The organism is Cytobacillus kochii (assembly GCF_044790165.1).
GTDB classification, from domain to species: domain Bacteria; phylum Bacillota; class Bacilli; order Bacillales; family Cytobacillaceae; genus Cytobacillus; species Cytobacillus kochii.
Map to the genome: position 1 here is coordinate 3,637,187 of NZ_CP085254.1, position 19,443 is coordinate 3,656,629.

16 protein-coding genes are annotated in these 19,443 nt (G+C 39.0%); 9 read left to right on the forward strand and 7 right to left on the reverse strand.

The features are described 5' to 3' along the window. Nucleotides 1–96 precede the first annotated feature (96 nt). From LG276_RS18585 to yidC, 4 genes are all read left to right on the forward strand, one after another. Nucleotides 97–1,221: a Ger(x)C family spore germination protein gene (locus LG276_RS18585; protein WP_251163354.1), complete on the forward strand. Its 1,125-nt coding sequence runs from the start codon at nt 97–99 to the stop codon at nt 1,219–1,221. A gap of 493 nt (nt 1,222–1,714) precedes the next feature. Further along, the gene (locus tag LG276_RS18590; protein WP_224937930.1) at nt 1,715–2,170 is read left to right on the forward strand and encodes a YrvL family regulatory protein; all 456 of its coding nucleotides are present in this window, start codon (nt 1,715–1,717) and stop codon (nt 2,168–2,170) included. Between the two features lie 209 nt (nt 2,171–2,379). After that, nucleotides 2,380–2,712 (forward strand): hypothetical protein, encoded by a 333-nt coding sequence (locus LG276_RS18595; protein WP_224937931.1) that lies wholly within the window; start codon nt 2,380–2,382, stop codon nt 2,710–2,712. Nucleotides 2,713–2,738: 26 nt separating this feature from the next. Next, nucleotides 2,739–3,500 carry a membrane protein insertase YidC gene (gene yidC / locus LG276_RS18600; RefSeq protein WP_224937932.1) on the forward strand — a complete coding sequence of 254 codons (762 nt, stop codon included), beginning with the start codon at nt 2,739–2,741 and terminating at the stop codon, nt 3,498–3,500. A gap of 67 nt (nt 3,501–3,567) precedes the next feature. Here yidC and LG276_RS18605 read toward each other — a convergent pair whose 3' ends face one another. After that, the gene (locus LG276_RS18605) at nt 3,568–4,107 is read right to left on the reverse strand and encodes a PepSY domain-containing protein (RefSeq protein ID WP_224937933.1); all 540 of its coding nucleotides are present in this window, start codon (nt 4,105–4,107) and stop codon (nt 3,568–3,570) included. A 125-nt stretch (nt 4,108–4,232) separates the two neighbouring features. Between LG276_RS18605 and LG276_RS18610 the strand changes: the two genes are divergently transcribed. Together LG276_RS18610 and LG276_RS18615 are read left to right on the forward strand one after the other, a co-directional pair. Continuing rightward, nucleotides 4,233–4,367: a hypothetical protein gene (locus LG276_RS18610; protein WP_263624323.1), complete on the forward strand. Its 135-nt coding sequence runs from the start codon at nt 4,233–4,235 to the stop codon at nt 4,365–4,367. 510 nt (nt 4,368–4,877) lie between these two features. Continuing rightward, nucleotides 4,878–5,480: a DUF6944 family repetitive protein gene (locus LG276_RS18615; RefSeq protein WP_306470104.1), complete on the forward strand. Its 603-nt coding sequence runs from the start codon at nt 4,878–4,880 to the stop codon at nt 5,478–5,480. A gap of 254 nt (nt 5,481–5,734) precedes the next feature. On the opposite strand, the gene LG276_RS18620 is transcribed toward LG276_RS18615, so the two are convergent. Next, nucleotides 5,735–5,878 carry a hypothetical protein gene (locus LG276_RS18620; RefSeq protein WP_224937934.1) on the reverse strand — a complete coding sequence of 48 codons (144 nt, stop codon included), beginning with the start codon at nt 5,876–5,878 and terminating at the stop codon, nt 5,735–5,737. A 140-nt stretch (nt 5,879–6,018) separates the two neighbouring features. Here LG276_RS18620 and LG276_RS18625 point away from each other — a divergent pair, with 140 nt between their 5' ends. Continuing rightward, complete coding sequence (locus LG276_RS18625) at nt 6,019–6,303, forward strand: transposase (RefSeq protein ID WP_224937935.1); 285 nt, start codon at nt 6,019–6,021, stop codon at nt 6,301–6,303. Nucleotides 6,304–6,374: 71 nt separating this feature from the next. Continuing rightward, entirely contained in the window at nt 6,375–7,460 is a 1,086-nt protein-coding gene (locus LG276_RS18630) for a glycosyltransferase family 2 protein (RefSeq protein ID WP_251163352.1), read from the forward strand. 35 nt (nt 7,461–7,495) lie between these two features. Here the strand turns inward: LG276_RS18630 and LG276_RS18635 are convergent, their stop codons facing one another. From LG276_RS18635 to LG276_RS18655, 5 genes are all read right to left on the reverse strand, one after another. Continuing rightward, on the reverse strand, nt 7,496–12,469 hold the full coding sequence (locus LG276_RS18635; protein ID WP_404409917.1) for a beta strand repeat-containing protein: 4,974 nt from the start codon (nt 12,467–12,469) through the stop codon (nt 7,496–7,498). A 199-nt stretch (nt 12,470–12,668) separates the two neighbouring features. Next, nucleotides 12,669–13,082 (reverse strand): VanZ family protein, encoded by a 414-nt coding sequence (locus tag LG276_RS18640; RefSeq protein ID WP_224937937.1) that lies wholly within the window; start codon nt 13,080–13,082, stop codon nt 12,669–12,671. Between the two features lie 4 nt (nt 13,083–13,086). Then, nucleotides 13,087–13,707, reverse strand: a complete 621-nt coding sequence (locus LG276_RS18645; protein WP_251163351.1) for a hypothetical protein — start codon at nt 13,705–13,707, stop codon at nt 13,087–13,089. A gap of 104 nt (nt 13,708–13,811) precedes the next feature. Then, nucleotides 13,812–13,946: a paeninodin family lasso peptide gene (locus tag LG276_RS18650; RefSeq protein ID WP_224937939.1), complete on the reverse strand. Its 135-nt coding sequence runs from the start codon at nt 13,944–13,946 to the stop codon at nt 13,812–13,814. Between the two features lie 45 nt (nt 13,947–13,991). Beyond that, nucleotides 13,992–15,767: an ABC transporter ATP-binding protein gene (locus LG276_RS18655; protein WP_251163350.1), complete on the reverse strand. Its 1,776-nt coding sequence runs from the start codon at nt 15,765–15,767 to the stop codon at nt 13,992–13,994. Between the two features lie 240 nt (nt 15,768–16,007). On the opposite strand from LG276_RS18655, the gene LG276_RS18660 reads away from it, so the two are divergent. Further along, on the forward strand, nt 16,008–19,400 hold the full coding sequence (locus tag LG276_RS18660) for a chitobiase/beta-hexosaminidase C-terminal domain-containing protein (protein ID WP_251163349.1): 3,393 nt from the start codon (nt 16,008–16,010) through the stop codon (nt 19,398–19,400). The last annotated feature ends 43 nt before the right edge of the window (nt 19,401–19,443 follow it).

The following is a 19,443-nucleotide window of genomic DNA, read 5'->3' on the forward strand; positions in this document are numbered from 1 at the left end:
TATAATTTATGAATACTTAAGTCCATTTAACATCACTCTAAGTTAAGATAGTATACCTTAAAGGGGAGAGTTAAAATTAAGAGGATCCTCATTACCATGTTTATGTTTCTTTTGTTAAGTGGATGTCAAAAGCCTGTAGAAATTCAATATCAAGCATACGCAATTGGTTTTGGTGTTGACTTTATTGACGAAGAATATGTGGTATATGTTCAATTCTTAGATTTTTCGAATGTAGCTAAGACCGAGAGCAGCTCTATTAATCAAGATAAACCTGTATGGTTGGGTGTAGGAAAAGGCAATACAATAAATAAAGCATTAATTAATATTTATAAAACCATGCAAATAAAAATTAATTTTGATCATATCAATAGCTTTATTTTTTCAGAAAATATAATCAAGTATAAACTAAAGGAAACGACTGATTCACTATCTTCGAATTACAACATACGTGTCCATGGGTGGATTTATGGTACAAGTGAAGATTTGGAGAAAATATTGACACTTAAAATGCCTTTTTATTATCCCTATACAAGTAGTATTATTAACCAACCTCTAGACACACAAACACAAGTTTCAGAAGTACCTGCTATTGATGCAACTAAATTTCTTATTGGTTTAGGTGAAGCGACAAAGACTATCTTACTACCACGAATTGAAATAACTGATAATAATGTGAGAAAAAACGAATTAAAATTTTTAGTACCCTATTTAAATGGAGGATATTTTATTAAAGGCGGGAACTACATAGGTTTTTTGAACTCATCTCAGTTAAATGGGTATATCAAAGCTAATAAGCAGGCAGATGTAGAAAGAAGTTTAATTCAGGTCAATATGGAAAATAAAAACGATCCTGTTGAAGTCGAACTTAGAGACCCTAAAACGAAATTAACGTTGGAGGAAGACAACTTTCATTCTAAATTCAAGTTAAACATAAAATCCACAATCATTTTAAGAGAGGGAGCCTCCGAAGTAAATCAAGATGCACTTAAACATAAAGTTGAAGAGAAAATCAGAGAAGAAGCGTTCTTATCTTTAAAATCTGGGCGAGAAAAAGGTATAGATGTATACCTTTTTGAAGATTACCTCTTTAGGCATCATAATAAAATTTGGAAGCAACACAAATTTCAAGACATGTTTAAGAATATTACTGCCGAAGATATAAATGTAGAAATTAAATATTCTCATAGTCCAAACAAAGTATATAAATCAAGAAGCAAGTAAAAGTGAGTAATTGTTTGCTTAAAATGACTCTTACCTTTAGGACTTCAATTAAAAGTAATATAAGGGCATAAAGTAAAATAAAGAGAGGCAAAGGCCCTTTAAAAGACAACTTTGTATTGTTTTTCATCGGTTTCCTTTGCCATCTTCTCCTAGCCAAATTTCAACTACCTCTATATCAAGCACCTAGAGCCCTTTTGTTACACAATGAGCCATTCATTCTTCACTTTCTTGCTTTCATTAAATAACCCCTTAAAGTTTTAATTGAGTTTTTCCTATAATAGTGTCCGTAGCAAAAAGCGATAGCCTCACTGAGGCAAGCAATTCATCTAGAACTGATACATCTAATGATGGCCCTCCCTATAGAAATAAAACGGTACATGACCTTCGATGCCTGCTACAAGATTATTAAAAAGAATAACTATATAAGTTGGCAAACACTTTAATACACTGTAAAATTTTACACATTAATAAAGTCTATTGAGAGGATGAGAAGATGAAAGACAAACCATCATTAAAGAAAAGTAACTTCAAAAGTATCATTGGGGCAACTATCGCGATAAGCATCATTGTTCTGTTGGTCTTATCATTCGTTCTTGCTCTTTACTTTTTTAGTACTCTAGGAACCTTTCATTTACTAAACATCAAATTTGACTCCTTCCTATCCATCATTTCATTTATTTTGCTTTATTTTCTCATTGGAATCGTATCTGATATTTTTATAGGAGCACTCATTTTATTGATGAATCATTCGGGGAAATATACCCTGAGGCAACAGCAGGTTACATCTTTAGTGTTTTCTTTTTTGACAAACTGGGCGATTGTGTCTTTTTTGGATTATGTTATGCATTCTATCCAAATCGGATTGGTCGCTACAATTATTTTAGCTTTGATTTTTTCTTTAATAGAGTATGCATGTGAAGGCTTAGAGAAGGATGGAGAAAAAGAATAGACAAACAATCATGAATACTCCCCTAACACCATTTTTTAGAATGGTTGTACCAGAAAAAGATGCTTGTACTATCTACTTAATATTTAAATATAATAGTTACAAAAAGGATGTCCAAAGCGTGTAAGTCTTGCTTCATTTACTTTTCCTTCCGATTCCGTTATGATTATGATGAAAATATGTAAAAGAATTGAAAGGAGGGGAGCAGTCTAATGAGACATTTATTATTCAATCATACCATAATCTTTGGGATGATATTTGCTGGTCTTTTTGAACTTGATTATCAAACCATTCATGACTTAACGTTAGCTGGTATTGTCTTAACAATCCTACTCCCCGCCTTAACGATATATTTCTTACAACGAAATACAGGCATGCTTTTTTATCGACTTCAAGAAGCAGACGCTGATTTAATTAACCACTACGCATCTGTTCTTTCTAATGTGCTTAATTGGGCATGTAAACAAAACCGTTTACTTACAGTCCGTCGCAAAGAAAGTCCAGACGATAGCGATGAAGCTTTTCTTTCTCTAATGACTAATTAAAACAATCATTAGAGGAGGAAATATTTTTGAAGAAAATAATATGGTTAGTAATTACAAGTTCATTGTTTTTAGCAGGCTGTCAAGCAAACGGTGGTACAGACACAGGTTTTTTCCATCATTATTTTGTGCAGCCATTGATCTCTATCATCGACTTTTTTGCAGGCATATTCCACGGAAATTATGGTTGGAGTATTGTGCTAGTGACTTTATTATTAAGGTTGATCTTGCTACCTTTAACCGTTAAACAAGTAAAAAGCTCTCAATCGATGAAGGTCAAAATGGAAGCGTTACAACCTGAAATGAAGGCTATACAAGAGCAAATTAACAAAACAAAAGATGAAGCTAAGAAGCAAAAATTACAACAAGAGCTTATTGGTTTATATGCGAAACATGGGGTCAACCCAATGAATATGGGATGTTTGCCCTTGCTGATACAAATGCCGATTTTGATGGCTATTTATTATGCTATTAGAACATCTCCTGAAATCGCTACCCATGGCTTTTTATGGTTTAGCTTAGGACACGCCAATATTCCAATGGCTATTATCGCTGGTGTCATTTATTATTTGCAATTCAGAGTTTCCCTTATGCAATTACCAAAGGATCAACAACAAGGACCAATGAAAATCATGGGATACCTTTCACCGGCAATGATCTTGTTTATTTCCCTATCTGCACCAGCTGCACTGCCTTTATATTGGTCAGTGAGTGGATTATTCCTTATTATCCAGACATATGTCATCCAGAAAAAATATAAGAAATCACCCGTCGTACAACCTAGTCTTTAATAATCGGTTAAAAAAAGTCCAATGATTAAATTAATCATTGGACTTTACTATCTGCTGAGGAAAAAATTTAATCTTTGCCTTTTAACTCACCACTTATCGCATTTATAATATAATCGATATCTTCACTACCATCTCTGACTTCGATTTCATACTGCTCTGTTCCATTCTCTACTTCTAATGTCCAACCACCGATTTCATTACTCGTTTCTGATTGAACAATTTTCATCGCTTCTGAAGGTGAGATAATCTCATTTAATGAAATACCTTGTTCTTCGTCCCCTTTTTCAATGGCCTCTTCACTTTTATCTAAAATATCTCCAGTTTGTGCATCAATTACAAGCTCATACTCTTTTTCATTAGAAGTTCCAGCCACATCATATTTCCATTGATCCATATCACTATCTAATTCGACTTTTGTGATATAATCCACTTCGAATTCTCGCAGAAAGATATCTACGGCATTTTGGAGACTCACTTCAATTTCTTCTTCAGCTAGATTAGGTTTATCCATGTTTGCACTCTTAGAATCGCCCTCACCATCACCATCGCCACATGCAGTCAAACAAAAAATCGTCATTATCGATAATATAAGTAAAAATCTCTTCATCTTTAATCGTTCTCCTTTAACTATTATGTACTTATGTTTTATATTCCCTCTTCTTTCAAATAAAAAACAAGTATTAGGTTGTATTTACTTAAAGTTAACCTTTAAGAGTAGGTGAATCAAGTTATTTGTTAAGTTCACTGCTAACGAAAGAAGATAAGATAATGGGATTTACAACAGATTTACGATTAGATTATTACTGGGGAGATATCTCGTATAATCGCTGCAGTTCTCCTATGTTTGCTCAAAAGGTGCAGAAGTAATCGTAACAGATATAAATGATCAAGCAAGAGAAGAAAATGCTTAAAAAAATTAAATGTTGTAAATGAGGGAGAGAAGTTTAAGCAAATGAATCAGACTTAACAGCATTCAATCCTTGTATAAAAGAGTTTCTGAGGATAAAACAAATGATGAATAAAAAAAGTCCATGTTGATTAGATGGGACATTCTTAAAAGTTCAAGCAATAAAGGAGACACAATCGACTGGCTTTACTTCATATTGCTAAAGAGTAGAATATTCGTATGAATAGAGCCCTGCCTGATTCCATTGCGATGAACTGGCAACAGACAATTTTAAAAAGATAAACTAATTGCCAAAAAACCGTTAGTCGATGAGGTTATGCTGATGTACCTAGCTGCTAATGAGCCGACTCTTACTACGGGTTGTGTACTAGTTAATAAATGGTCTTTATTCGGAAGAAGTACCGATAAATGTATATCTTTCATTTTTATCTCCTTAAGTACAAACCCACTTCCTTCACCACATACATATAATGAAGCGAGTATGGGAGGGATTAGGCCTGAATAGTCAACTAAAGGAGATTTTTGGCTCTGTATTGTCAACTATCGGTACAATTGAAGCAGCTTTAGGAAGTACGCCTCAAATCCCTATCAATCAACAGCTAAAAATTGATTTGCGTTTGCAAGGGAATATACTTCAAGCTACAGGCGAAGCACTTTCCGCTGATGGTCAAGGAACCTATTCGCTTGAGCTTATTGGTGATGAAGTCCAAGCTGTCGGTAATTCTCTCGTTGTCACAGGCATCCTTTTTGACCCGAATAAAGATTTGAACCAAAGAATAATCATTACTGGTAATTGGCTCCAAGCTTTAGGAAGTTTTGTTGCATTATGCGATGAGTTTTTTGATTTAACACCCTCGGGTAGATCTTTAAATATAGTTGGTGGCTTCCTTCAAGGAATTGGCAATAGTATGCAAGCAAAAGGAGGGATAGAAACATTAAGAGACAAGAGTAGTGAGAGCGGTGAAGCATTGGGGTTTTATGGTAGTTGGATTCAGGCGATCGGGTCTGTTTTATCACTTATTGGCCAAATGAAAGAAGAGCTTCAAGAAATTGTACTTCATATTAATGAGTAAGTTTATAAGCTTCGTACAAGTAATCATGTTTACCTCTCTTTTTACATATACCTTTAAAGAAAGGATGTGTAAATTTTATGAGTGAATTTGTGCTTTGCAATAAATGTCAAGAGCTTGTTTATTATCATGAAATACAAATTGTAAAAAGAAAGATCATTTGTATGACTTGTTTAACTAAAAGAGTTGTTCACAAATCAAAATAAGCGGTGTCCCATATTTGATTATTACAAATATGGGATTCGCTTATTTTTTTCTTAAACCTTAAAACCACGCCTTATTTTCAGTTTACGAGAATAGCATTGGTCACAAACACCATCATTATCGATATATTCATTCTTGTCTTCTATTACTTTCTCACATTTAGAGCAAATCCACTGTTGTTGTTTCACTTGTTTCATTACTCTCAACTCCTTTTCACCTATCATTCGACAAATCTAGGTAAGTTCCTTTTCGTTTTTATATTTTTCGGAAAATAAATGTATCTTTCTTTGAAAAATAACAGAAGCTAATCCTATCACTCTTCTTAGGAGGGTTTTTAATGGTATTTTTCATTGTATTGATGATTATAATGATTCCTCTTTTAATGGTTTTTGCTAATAAATATTGGGCACCCACACATATTGTGCTCATTTCTTTTGCTACCATTTCCCTCATCGTTTTTGAAAGTATAACAGCTACAACAGTTTATGAAATCATTAGCGAAAACTTAGTATTTATGACAACCGTCCATGTCGTCTTTCTTAACCCTTTATTTTTAATAACAGGGGGATATCTCGGGGTTTTCTTACTTTATTTACTATTTTTAAGACTTGCAATGAAATAACTAATTAGGTTTGAACCCATCTCTTTCACCATTCATATAGTATAAGGATTCTTTATTTGGTGGTGAACGGGATGATAACAATTAGCCTTTGTATGATTGTAAGAAATGAAGAGGAAGTACTTGCTGAATGCTTAAAAAGTGTGTCTGATTTATGTGATGAAATTATAATTGTAGACACGGGCTCAACAGATGAAACAGAGAAAATTGCTAAAGGATTTACTGAACATCTTTTTCACTATAAATGGACAGATGATTTTGCCGCAGCAAGGAATTATGCTTTTGAGCAAGCCACACAAGATTATATTCTTTGGTTAGATGCAGACGATATACTTTTACCAGATGACAGACAAAAAATGAAAGACTTAAAAGGAGCGTTATCTTTTGACGTAGATGCTGTCGCAATGCTCTACCATTTAGCCTTTGATGAGGAAAATAAACCAACCTTTAGTTCTCGTAGACATCGGTTAGTTAAAAGAGACCGACATTTCAAGTGGCATGGTCCTGTCCATGAATATTTGGAAGTCGGGGGCCATATTATTGAGTCAGATATTGCCATTAAGCATAATAAAAGTAGGAAACAAACACATCATGAACAAAGTGACCGCAATATTAAAATATACGAGAAAAGGTTAGAAAAGGGTGAGGAGTTTTCACCAAGGGATTTGTTTTATTTTGCAAATGAACTAAAAGACCATGCTAGATTCGAAAATGCAATTGCCTATTATGCACAATTTTTACAAAGTAAAAAGGGATGGGTCGAGGATGAAATTAGGGCATGCTTATCTATAGCTGAATGTTATAAACATTTAAATATAGAAGAAAGTGAGCTTGAGGCACTCATTTTAACCATGAAGTTTGATACACCTAGACCCGAAGCCGCTTGTAAAATTGGTGATATTTATAAAGAAAAAAATGACTTTAATAAAGCCATTTTTTGGTATCAATTAGCAACTACGCTCGAGGAACCGACTCATTTTAATTTTAAAGATGAATCTTATACTACCTGGTACCCACATATTCAACTATGTTATTGTTACTGGCAAAATGGTAATGAAAATCAATCATATTTCCATCACTGTAAAGCAAAAGAGTACCGACCCAATGATTCAAGAGTCAATCATAACGAGCTTTTTTTCAAAGAGAATTACATCAAATAAGCAATGTGAGGATAATAATTCCCACATTGCTCTTTTTATCCAATTTGGTGGATGGACCAAACAATGGGTAAAGCCCCTGATCCCAAATTCAAGCTAATGGTAAGCCCATTTGCATTATAGAATAAACCCACTGTATCGCCCGCATTTAAAGTCATATCACCTGAAAGAGTAACTGTTCCAGCACCTAATATAGTTCTCAGACTCAATAATAAAATAATATTCACATCTAGAATTGGAAATACACCAGTAATTAAATCTGTTGAAGTAGATATTCTTCTAACACTAAAAGTCGGACTAACTCCTGCACCGATAGCTATAGAAATAGTGGTAGTTGTTTGATAATTAATTGTTGCCTTAATAGAATATCTCCCTGTATTCGGTACTGTAAAAGTACCTGTAGTAGCATTAAAACTTGCACTACTATAGCTTGGCGAAGCAATATTCCAATTAGCAATTTGTTGCGAAGTACTAATCCCACTTAAGTTTGTTCTAGCTGAAAATCCGACAATAGGTACTGAAATGCCCGATGGACCAGTTACACCTGTGATTCCTGTCGCTCCGGTTGGACCTGTTGGACCCGTGATTCCGGTAGATCCTGTTAGCCCCGTGGCTCCTGTTGGACCTGTTAGCCCAGTCAGACCTGTGACTCCCGTTGGGCCGATTGAGCCTGTTGAACCGGTGATTCCCGTCAATCCAGTACTACCGGTGATTCCTGTCGACCCTGTTAGACCTGTTATTCCCGTTAGCCCTGTTAAACCAGTTGTACCGGTTGGGCCCGTGATTCCCGTTGGTCCAGTACTTCCAGTGATGCCGGTCACCCCTGTTGAACCCGTGACTCCCGTTAGACCCGTAGGTCCTGTTACTCCCGTTAAGCCGGTTGATCCCGTCAAACCGATTGCACCTGTGATTCCTGTTACTCCCGTTAGACCGGTTGGGCCTGCAGTCCCCGTGATTCCTGTCGCTCCAGTAACACCCGTTACTCCGGTACTTCCCGTTAGACCGGTCACCCCTGTTGAACCCGTGACCCCTGTGGCTCCCGTTAGACCTGTAGCTCCAATCAAGCCGGTAGGGCCTGTTAAACCGGTGACTCCCGTCAAGCCGGATGGGCCTGTGATCCCCGTCACTCCTGTTAGCCCAGTAGTTCCTGTCGCCCCAGTCAAACCGGTTACCCCTGTTAGGCCAGTTGATCCACTCAAGCCTGTTGGACCCGTTGTTCCTGTGATTCCTGTTGGACCTGTTGATCCAGTTAAACCAGTTACTCCTGTCAAGCCGATTGAACCCGTAATTCCTGTTGTTCCTGTTATGCCCGTTGCTCCAGTACTTCCGGTGATACCGGTCACTCCTGTTGAACCCGTGGCTCCAATTAAACCAGTAGCTCCTGTTAAACCGGTTGATCCAGTTAAACCCGTTAATCCTGTCGAGCCGACTGACCCAGTAATTCCTGTTGTTCCTGTTATGCCCGTTGAGCCAGTTGGACCTGTGATTCCCGTTAGCCCTGTGGTTCCTGTGACACCGGTTGAACCCGTATTTCCGGTCGTCCCTGTTAGACCTGTTACTCCTGTTAAACCTATTGCTCCGGTGATTCCGGTCGCTCCTGTCAAACCGGTTGTTCCTGTGACTCCTGTTGGTCCAGTTAAACCCGTTAATCCTGTCGAGCCGATTGACCCCGTAATTCCTGTTGCTCCTGTTGAACCCGTGACCCCCGTGGCTCCAGTTAGACCTGCAGCTCCTGTCAAGCCGGTTGTTCCTGTGATTCCTGTTGACCCTGTTAAACCTGCTGATCCTGTTATTCCTGTCGCTCCTGTTGGACCTGGTGCTCCAGTCAAGCCGATTGACCCCGTAATACCTGTTGTTCCTGTTATGCCCGTTGCACCAGTACTTCCGGTGATACCGGTCACTCCTGTTGAACCCGTGGCTCCAATTAAACCCGTGATGCCGGTCGATCCTGTTATACCCGTTGCTCCGGTTGGACCGGTGATTCCCGATAGACCGGTTGTTCCTGTGACTCCTGTTGATCCAGTTAAACCAGTTACTCCCGTCAAGCCGACTGACCCAGTATTTCCTGTGGTTCCTGCGACACCGGTTGAACCCGTTGTTCCCGTGATACCGGTCGGTCCTGTTGAACCCGTGGCTCCAGTTAGACCTGTAGCTCCTGTCAAGCCAGTTGGACCCGTTGATCCCGTGTTTCCTGTTAAACCGGTCGATCCTGTTGATCCGGTAATTCCGGTCGATCCTGTAAGCCCCATTACTCCCGTTGAGCCGGTGGAACCCGTTACTCCAGTTACCCCTGTTAGACCCGTCGTGCCGGATGAACCGGTAATTCCTGTTACACCTGGTGAACCCGTAGCTCCTGTCAAACCAGTTGTTCCTGTGATTCCTGTTGGTCCAGTTAAACCCGTTAATCCTGTCGAGCCGATTGACCCCGTAATTCCTGTTGTTCCTGTTGACCCTGTTAAACCTGTCAAACCTGCTGATCCTGTTATTCCTGTCGCTCCTGTTGGACCCGTGGCTCCAATTAAACCCGTGATGCCTGTCGATCCTGTTATACCCGTTGCTCCGGTTGGACCGGTGATTCCCGATAGACCGGTTGTTCCCGTGACTCCTGTTGATCCAGTTAAACCAGTTACTCCCGTCAAGCCGACTGACCCAGTATTTCCTGTGGTTCCTGTGACACCGGTTGGACCCGTTGATCCCGTGATTCCTGTTAAACCGGTCGATCCTGTAAGCCCCATTACTCCCGTTGAGCCGGTGGAACCTGTTACTCCAGTTCCCCCTGTTAGACCCGTCGTGCCGGATGAACCGGTGATTCCTGTTACTCCTGGTGAACCCGTAGCTCCTGTCAAACCAGTTGTTCCTGTGATTCCTGTTGGTCCAGTTAAACCCGTTAATCCTGTCGAGCCGATTGACCCCGTAATTCCTGTTGAACCCGTGACCCCCGTGGCTCCAGTTAGACCTGCAGCTCCTGTCAAGCCGGTGGTTCCTGTTGTTCCTGTTAGACCGGTTACTCCCGTCAAGCCAGTTGGACCTGTTAATCCGGTAATTCCAGTCGATCCTGTGAGCCCTATTACTCCCGTTGCGCCGGTTGAACCCGTTGTTCCTGTGACTCCTGTTGATCCAGTACTACCAGTGACTCCCGTGGCTCCTGTTAAACCGGTTATTCCTGTTAAACCGGTTACTCCAGTCAAGCCGATTGACCCCGTAATTCCTGTTAAGCCCGTTGAGCCAGTTACACCTGTAATCCCTGTTGATCCGGTGATTCCGGTCGATCCTGTTAGACCTATTACGCCCGTTGCGCCAGTTGAACCCGTGTTTCCGGTCGTCCCTGTTAGACCTGTGACTCCGGTTAAACCTATTGCTCCAGTAATTCCTGTTATTCCCGTTAGACCTGTAGTTCCCGTCGTTCCAGTACTACCCGTTACTCCGGTATTCCCTGTGATTCCTGTCAAGCCTGTTAAACCGGTGATACCCGTTAGACCGGTAATTCCAGTTGACCCTGTTGAGCCAGTTGGACCCGTTAGACCTATAATGCCAGTCACACCAGTTGAACCTGTACTTCCCGTAATGCCAGTCACTCCTGTTGAACCCGTGTTTCCGGTCGTCCCTGTTAGACCTGTTACTCCGGTTAAACCTATTGCACCAGTGATTCCGGTTGACCCTGTTAATCCTGTGGTTCCTGTTAAACCGGTGACTCCCGTCAAGCCAGTTGGGCCTGTGATCCCCGTCGCTCCTGTTAGCCCAGTGGTTCCTGTAGTCCCAGTCAAACCGTTTACACCGGTTAGACCAGTTATTCCGGTCAAGCCGGTTGGTCCCGTTATACCTGTTAATCCTGTTGTACCAGTTGGACCTGTGATTCCGGCCGCCCCTGTTAGACCTTTTACTCCCGTCAAGCCGGTTGAACCGGTGACTCCTGTAGATCCTGTTAAACCCGTTACTCCTGTCAAACCGATTGACCCCGTAATTCCAGTTGCACCTGTTAAGCCCGTTAAGCCAGTTAGACCCGTTAGACCTGTATTTCCTGTGTTACCAGTTGAACCAGTAGTTCCAATGATTCCAGTCGGTCCAGTACTTCCTGTGATACCTGTCACTCCTGTTGAACCCGTAGGCCCCGTCAAGCCAATTGCTCCGGTGATTCCTGTTGCACCCGTTGAACCTGCGGCTCCCGTTAGACCCGTCGAACCGATTGAACCTGTCACTCCGGTTATTCCCGCCAAGCCTGTTGGACCCGTGACCCCTGTTACTCCTGTTGAACCCGTAGTTCCCGTTATTCCTGTTGTTCCTGTTAAGCCCATTGAACCGGTGATCCCGGTCGATCCTGTTACTCCCGTCAAACCGATTGAACCTGTTGCTCCTGTTAAACCCATTATTCCTGCTACTCCGGTGTTGCCAGTGGCTCCGGTACTCCCTGTAAGACCGATTTGGCCTGTGATTCCTGTAGCTCCAGTCATTCCCGTTACTCCTGTCACACCATTAGGGCCGGTGGTTCCTATGGAACCAGTTATTCCAGTCGCCCCGGTTAACCCTATCGCTCCGGTAGGGCCGGTGATTCCTGTCGCTCCAGTTAAACCATCCGCCCCTGTTATACCTGTAACTCCGGTGGCCCCCGTTAGACCAGTGATTCCCGTACTTCCGGTTAAGCCTATTGCACCTGTCATACCCGTTGGTCCAGTTACTCCTGTTGCACCCGTTACCCCTCTTCTGCACCATCTACACATCCGACAATTACATCTTTGACTACAAGCATGAGGCATATTTATTTCACCAGCTGCTCCTTCACTTACTTCTCTCAAGATTGGAACTAATATGGGATCTTGTAAAATCTCAGCCAAGAGTCTAAGAGACTCATCAGGAATCTCATGAATTTCCTGTAAAAATTCACCTATTCTATCCGGAAACAGCAATTGAAAAAGATATGTGAGCCTCTCTTCTACCTCTTCACCATCGAATAGGCCTTGTTCATACATATTACTTAACCATTGCCTCAATTGATTGATTTCCTCGATGATTCTCACATATCTCAAATTCCCTCTCTCCCTTATAGATACTAATAAACTTTTTATCTATTTATTTTATATACGTTTCATATTCAACTACCTATATGCTATTCCCATCGAAGTATTCTGTTTGTGTATTCGCCTGTAAATAGACAATTGTAACAAAATAAACGGAATAAAAAAGCTTTAATTGAAGAGAAGAAATGGACACTACAATTCACCACTTATACCTTTTCTTAACAATATAATAAATAATGAAAATACCGATAAAGTTCTTAAAAATATCAACAAAAGAGAAAGAACGATAAGGAACATATAATTGATGAATTTCATCAATCAGACTATAAAGTAAGGACAAAATGAAACAAACAATCATTTTCTCTTTTGTAAACTCCCCATTCGGATTGGCCTTAAAGGTAAAGATAAGGAAAATAAATAAAATGCCAAACTCGATAAGATGCAATAATTCAAAAACAGTGCCGAGAATTACTAATATAGGAAAATCAAGTCTATAAGCATATATTTCAATTAATTGGGGGTTAAAATATTCAGATTGAAGCCAAATGAAAACCATATAACCAATCGTCATGAGCATCCAACTAACCTGTTTTCCGTATCTCCAAAGTACCAATGATTTACCCCCTAAGAATACGCACAGCTTTATTTTTCAATCGGTTTAATCCTGTTCTGAAGAAATATTTCCACAATAATAATTTATTTCTACGCAAGAGAAGTGACTGTAAGATTGTATCATCCTTCATTATTTGTTCTATCTGTATTACAACTGGAATAAGTGATGCTTCTGATCTGACAGTTTGTTTATCGACCCGTATTATTCGTCGACCAACAGACATTTTTAAAAGTCGATATAACTTTTTTTCTAATATAGCTATATAATATTTCGGCTGATGAAGAAGGGCATGATCATAAATGATTTCAAAAAAATGAAAGAAATACCCTTGTCTATGATAATCTTTATGTAAGCAAAGTTTATCTATCTCCCAAACCCGTTCCTGTTGTTGAAAAATAGATGGGATTTTAGAAAAGCGAAAATACCTTTCTACTTGCGCTTCTTCATGATAAGGAATAAATTCAATCGTACCGATAATGGTCGGGTCCTTTTTAGATAACAATAGTTGATACCTCTCGCCTGTTTGTGCATAAGGGTCTTTATGCCAACCATTCCTCTCACAAAAATATTCCCATGTAGTAGCAAAAGCCTCTTGTTCCTTCTGACTAGTTACTTTTTTAAACATATACTCACCACCTAAATAAAAAACGCAGAGCGCCCTGATATAAACAACTTAATCTCTTTTCTAGTAAAAAATCCTTATGTACAAAAGTACATAAGGACATTTCCTCAACTGTAGATATCTGTTTCCGGCTCTGGATCAGCAGGATCCTGGGGATCCTTTCCTCCCCCATGTCCTCCACCTTTCATGGTCATTTTTACATCTAGTACTTCCAGTTTTACTTCTCCCCACGGCTTTTTCATAAAATCACGAATCCTTTCTATTTTTTCTTTAGGAAAAGGTAATATTTACATTGCCTCCACCTGCCTCTGTAATAGTTGACTAAATAACTGGTTCTTAGCTTTAGATAATTGAACAAATTCTCCGACTTGAACAACTTTACCTTCATCTAACACGATTACTTGATCGGCATCTCTAATGGTGGAGAGGCGGTGAGCAATTACTATGATTGTCATTTTTCCTTTTAATTGTTCAATACTCTCTTGAATGTTCTTTTCATTTTCGGTATCTAAACTACTCGTTGCTTCATCAAGAATAAGAATTAAAGGATCTTTTAAAATCACTCTTGCTAAAACAAGCCTTTGTTTCTCACCACCAGATAACTTTATTCCTCGATCGCCAATGTAAGTGTCTAAAGATTCAGGTAATTTTTTCACAAAATCAGCTGCTGAAGCAAAGGTCAATGCTTGCCATAGTTCTTGATCTGTCGCATTCGGGCGAAGGAGTAGCAAGTTTTCTCTAATCGTACCGTTAAATAAGAAAGGCTCTTGAGAGACATAACCAATGCTCTGTCTTAAAAGGGCAAGCGACTGATTGCTAATCTTATGTCCATCAATATACAATGCGCCTTCCTGTGGTTGATTTAAGCCCATCAGTAAATCCACGAATGTACTTTTACCCGCACCTGATTTGCCGACAATTGCTGTCATCTTTTTTGATGGGATCGTTACATTAATATCCTTTAAGGCATATTTCTCTTTAACGTAGCGAAAAGACACCTGTTGATAAGTAATACTGTTCTCTAATTTGAGTTTTTCATCTGATGAAATAAGTTCCTCGCGGGCTTGTTTACATTCACTTTGTAATAATTTTACCGCTTTAAAAGATGGGATAGCTGTTGTTATTTGTTCTAAAGAGGATTGAATACCTGCAACTCTCGGCCAAAGGCGAGAAAATATAACAACAATGAGTAATAGTGTTGCTGATTGAGCTTGAAATAATTGAATAGATAGATAAACAAAGACCGCGATGAATACAGCTAATGAAATTTTATAATTCAACTGTGAACGTAATCTCGTATTCATATAATTCACTTGTTCTTCTTGCATTTGAGCCGTCATTTCACCAGCCCAGCGTAGTTGTGCTTCTTCTAAATGGTTAGATTTAATTTCCTTGATTCCCCCTAATTGGTCTGTTATTCCGGCTAGGAATTTTTTACCTAACGTATAATTTTGTTTACCAAAAGCTTGTGTCAGCTTCAAATATTTCCTGTTCATATAAATGGCCACCATGCCAAGCAAAAGGACAAAGCTTGTAATATACGGAGACAGAATAAACGCCATGCCAATTTGCACGAAAGCGAAAATCAGATTCGTACATAATTGTAAAATAGACCTCGTACCACCACTTGTTTTAGCAATCTCGGTTAGCACTGTATGGATTAAATCGGAACTGCTCTTTTTCAGGAAAAAAGACCAATTACTCAACAATATGTCCTGATAGATACTCATCCGTAAATGTGTCAAAAAACCCATTTGTATGCGCGTATGCTTTATCATCACAGCTTTTTCAATAAGATGATGAACAGCTACAATGACAACAAAAATCAGTAAGATCAACGGCAGTACTACACTAGATGGTACATGTTCGAATAAGGAAAAAGAGGATAAAAAGGAGTTTTCTAAGCCGAAATCGACCATTCCGGTAAAATGAATCAATGGGATTAGTAAAAGGATAGCTAATCCATCTAATAGACTGACAATTGTAACTGCTATTAAGCTAGCGAATAGTCTCCAGCCAGCGTATTGGTAAACTTGTTTTAAAAAATAGACAATATCCTTCAAGTAACCACTCCTTATTCCTAAAAAGAACATTTATATTCTATATAACGAACTATCATAATCAATTTACCATGATTCACCACTAGACGTCAATAAAAATTAGGTTAAACGAACTATATTTAATTACTTTCATAATGGTTGACACTGATTTTCTCATCTAAAGTACTATTAAACATAAATATATAGTAAAAAAGCGACAGTACGCGCATAAGATAACCTATCTAGAAAAGGAGGCGAGAAAAAGTGATTTTTATTATCAAAGATTATTTTGAGAATAATGCACCAACGATTAAGAATTACGATACCGCGATGATCCGTTTAAAAATAACAAATTTACATCCAACCACTTCGTTGTCATTTAACATTCACAATATCACGATTACCGTTAAGGCAAATGAAACATTCGAGGGAAACTTTGCTCCGTTTAACACGCTCTCTGTGCAATCATCTGTCCCTTTTAGATGTTATGTAAGTTCTTGGTTAAATAATGACGAACTCAAACCTGAGCCTGAATCATCTCCAAGAAATGTAGAAAACTTAATCATTCATCAAGTAACTGCTACTACCGTTACGTTACAATGGGACCCACCTCTTTATCATGATGGAATTACCTCTTATGACATTTCTCAAAATGACCAATTTAGAGAGAATGTCGTCAATCCTTCTGTCACTTTAGCAAACTTGTCCCCATCCACCTTTTATACTTTTACCGTACAAGCAAAAAACGAAGCAGGTCAAACCTCTTCAGGGGTTAGCATTACCGTTACTACCTTAGAATTAGACGAAACACCACCTACTTTAACGGTGACACCTAGTGGCTTTTTTTCACAATCACACGAAATTACTATTACTTCAAGTGAACCAGCGGCGATCTATTATACTTTAAATGGAGACGAACCCACTTCAACCAGCCCGGTTTATTCAGGTCCTTTTATAATTACTGAGACCACAACCGTACAGGCTTACGCAATAGATAATGCTGGAAACAAGAGTACGCTACAATCTGCCTTGTATCAAAAAATTGGCATTCAAACTGAGGGTATTATTCTTCATTATGACTTTACCAACCGTTCTGGAGAAACGAATAATTCTATTAGTGATACGATTCATGGGGTCGTTGCTTCCTTAATAGGTCTTTCACATGATGGAGTGAGCGATGGTTATGTGACAGATCAAGGCTTATTAGTCAATCGCGAGGATTATGTAGAAATACCGACAAATGCCTCCCCACTGAATCAACTCATTTCTTTTGAAAATGGATTAACCATCCAAATGGCCAGCTTCAACACAAATGGATCGCACTGGAAAACAGTAGATGGGAAATTCACAGCTGCACGCTCAGATGTATTTATTCCGTATTTGACTACAACAGGACAGCAAAACACAAGAGCCATTAATTCATATTGGTTTAAAGATGAACAAGGACAAAAGAAAAGTTATCAAGATTGGCTAAATCCTATTGATTCACATGCGATTAATCTCTTTACACTCAGATTTAATACCGATCAAACAGCCAGTCTCTTTATCAATGATGCAATCAATGAGAATGATCCAAGACCTGTACCTACTGATTTTGCTAGTACCGTAAATGCGCTTATTCAATCACCACTTCAATTAAGAAAGGACTTTGTCGCACATAATCAAGCACCTGAAACCATTGTGGCTTTTGCTATTTATAATCGGGCATTAACGGATGAGGAAGTAAAAAACAATTATGACTATTATCAGCAAACAGAACAATTAATTGGCATTTCTGCGTTACCACAAACCATCTCTTTAGCAATTGGTGAAAGCCAAAAGTTATTTATTGAAGCCATTCCAAGTCAATACACTTCAGACCTCACCCTTGATTTTCAAAGTAATAATGAACAAATAGTAGAAGTAGATAACAGAGGCCGTATAAAGGCATTAACCGCAGGGCAGACATCCGTAAATGTAATGGCAGCCTATGAAGAACAGAGCTTTACGACAACTATTCCTATAGATGTGCAATTATCTCCCTCTCTCCCCCCATCTAATCGGACGGTCACCGAGATCGTGATTAATAAAAAGAAGGAAACGATGGTTGTTGGTGAAGCGACTGTATTGATGGCGACTGCTTTATCAGAAGGATTACCTTTTGATGTGCTAAATGATAATATCGTCTTCTGGGAAAGTGGAAATATTCAAATCGCCACAGTACAATATGGGGTGGTTGAAGCACTTTCGAGCGGTACAACGACCATTACTGCTTATGATAGTAGTAAAACAATATCTGCAAGCTATACTTTGACTGTATCTGAACGAGCAGAGCAACCGATTGATGAAGCCGACATTTTGCATGTGGATGCAGAACAATATGATATACATTTAGATGGAACAAACGCTCTCGCAACTACTAACGGGATTCAAGCAGCATTTGATGATGCCTTACTAGGCCCATATAAAAAAGTCATTTTCCCCTACGGCCATTATTTAGTTAATCCAACTGTTAGAACATTGTTTCCTCCGACTAATATCATCATTGATTTCAGTGATAGTAAGATTCAAATTGAAGCAAGTGAAAAAACAACAACAGGTTACAGAATGTTCTACTTTACTAATCTTGAAAATACCCAACTCATAAATACCCATATTTATGGCGAAAAAAATGACACAACTGTTGGAGAGTCTACAGAAGGGTGCTTGAGTGTGCTCATAGATGATTGTAAAAATATTTCATTTGAATCTTGTACGTTTAATCAATCACCAGGATTCAATTTCATCACTGGAACAATTCATAACCGTGAGCTTGGAGAAGTGAAAAGTGATACGGTTGTTAGCTGGTCACATTTTGAACCAGGAGATATAGATGATCAAGGTAACTCACGCACGGAAATAAACAGCCATCGTTTTCGTTCATCTACCTATTTAAATGTTTCAGGACTGGGTAGTTATTATTTGTTAGGTTACACTCAAGGTTATCAAGGGTTCCGTTATTTACGGTCCAGACTGTATTCTATATACTTTTACGATGAAAATCACCTATTCATTTCTTCCCAAACTTATAATCTACAATTTTACAATTATGATAAGCCACAAGCGGCAAAATGGGTCAAAATTGTCATTTATCAAGAAGCCCCCCCTGCAGATGGCGATACCGACTTTAACGGCGCAGTCGCTTTCCTTCGTACCATTGGCATGCCAAGACAATGTAAAATTAAAAACTGTCATTTTGAAGAAAACACCAGCACAGGTCTTGCGATGTGTGGTGGTCAAGAGTGGTTAATTGAAGGAAACACATTTGTTAATAATAAAGGACGAACACCAGGCTGTGACATTGATTGGGAAGATGGCTGGGATGCAATGGCGTTGGATGTTGTGAGGTATAACCGTTTTACTTCGCCCCTAGGTATTATCTTAAGTGCTGGTAGCAGTTTAGCTATTTATGAAAACGAATTTACTATGTCAACAATGAAGGCATGGGGAAGAACACAAAACTTTAGAATTTATAATAATATTTTTATGGGTAAAGGCGCCATCACCAATGACTTTAGTACGCAGGCAGAATCCATTCTCGCCAGAAATATATTTACCGATGGTGCCGGTTTTACCACTGGTAAAGAACATGAGAATGGATCCTATCAAGTTCACACTTACCAGAATACTACTATTTAAAAAAGCCAATATCACGTCCAGGACTAGACAAGAATCACCTAAA